Here is a 1,837-nt window from a genome sequence, read left to right on the forward strand (position 1 = left end):
TATCAAGCCATGAGTAAGTTTTTATACGGAATCGATTTTGGAACAACCAATTCGGCACTTTCTATCAAGCCATGAGTAAGTTTTTATACGGAATCGATTTTGGAACAACCAATTCGGCACTTTCTATTTATGATGAAGAAAAGAAAGAAATTGTAGATACGATTTCTATCCCCTCATTAATCTATTTTACAGAAGTAAAGAGTATTGTTGATGGTGAAAGTCATATTGTTGGCGAAAAAGCAATCGATGCTTACCTGAGCGATGGCATGAAAGGTCGCTTTATCAAATCCATTAAACAGATCCTTTCGAGAACTACTTTTACCGAAACCCGTATTCACAATAAAAGATATACAGCTTCCGATCTGGTTACACTCATTCTTAAAGACCTGAAAGAAAAAGCCGATCTGATTACGGGCTACGACTGCCAAAAAGCCATTATCGGCCGGCCTGTTTTCTTTGATGATGATAATACGATGAAAGATACCCTGGCGCAGACCAGGCTAAAAAAAGCTGCCGAAAGCGCGGGTTTTACTGATGTGCGTTTTCAATTCGAACCTATTGGGGCGGCCTTTGCCTACGAAAAAACAATCAGGAAGAAAGAACGGGTTTTAGTAGCCGATTTAGGTGGAGGTACAACAGATTTTACCTACCTGATCCTCGATCCGGATAAGGTTGGCAGCAAAGACCGTAAAAACGACATGATTGCCTCTGGTGGTATATACATTGGTGGCGATAGTCTCGATTCTGCTTTTATGTGGGATAAAGGCACACCATATTTCGGAAAAAATACGATGTATGAGGCTACACCCGGTAAAATTTTAAATGTGCCGAAATCGCTTTTCGCCAATATCTGCACCTGGGATAAAATGAACTTTTTTAACGGTTTAAAAATCCAGAAAGAGATTGAGGAATATTATTATTACTCTGGGAACGATCCGAAATTTAAGAACCTGATCACCCTGATCGAAAATAACCTCGGTTATTCCTTGTTCAGATCAATTGAGAAAACGAAAATCGAACTTTCCGACCAGCCTGTTTCTACCTTTGCCTATAACAATATGAAAATTGAGATTGATGAAAACATTTCGCTCGATCAGTATAATTCGATTATCGAAAAAGACATCAACAAAATCGATGCTTATCTGGATCAATTTATGGAAACATACAAAATCAAGCCAGAAGACATTGACTGCTTGTTTTTAACCGGAGGAACATCGATGGTTTCGGCCGTACAAAATCTGTTTAAGACTAAATTTCCGCATATTCCATTAAACTCTGGCGATAATTTTAAAAGTGTTGCCAAAGGATTGGCCTATAGCGGTTATCTATTTGAGGATTAAAGGTAAATCTGCAATATAGCAGCACTGTCTGCATACGTCATAGGCCGAGGAGAAGAAGTGCTGATTTGGATTTGGAGCGCAATGCCTGTGCAAAACACTCAGTTTCTTCCCGTTTTCCGCCTTTACGCTTCGCTACCTCGTACCTCGTTGCTGCAGGGTAACGCTTCAACCGGGGCTAATGGGCCAAAACAGTATTTCATTTTTGTGGTTGCAGGATGCACAAACCCTTGTTCCTAAACCCGATTGGAGCGAACATACCGATTCTTCATCGGTATAAAGCGTAAAGCGGGGCTGACAGCCGCCAAGAACCACTGCACGCYCATTTTCTAAAATTAATCGAAAAAATTATCCTTCGGTATGCTTCAATATTAATGACTGATGGATAAAGTAGATGAATAATCTTAAGATATCGTCATCTCCTTTGGTTTATCAAACTGATTTTTCTTCTTGCAATAGTATTACAAGAAGAAAGCTTGGTAAGCGTTTAAATAAAAGGC

1 protein-coding gene is annotated in these 1,837 nt (G+C 39.5%); it reads left to right on the plus strand.

What is annotated here, in order from left to right:
• Positions 1 to 71: 71 nt before the first annotated feature.
• Entirely contained in the window at positions 72 to 1,340 is a 1,269-nt protein-coding gene (locus tag AC1DND_RS26980; protein WP_477585821.1) for an Hsp70 family protein, read from the plus strand.
• The last annotated feature ends 497 nt before the right edge of the window (positions 1,341 to 1,837 follow it).

This window comes from Pedobacter sp. 01N416, from assembly GCF_056399685.1.

Coding starts and splice junctions, on each gene's coding strand:
- AC1DND_RS26980 (WP_477585821.1), top strand. CDS start 72: ATGAGTAAGTTTTTATACGGAATCGATTTTGGAACAACCAATTCGGCA.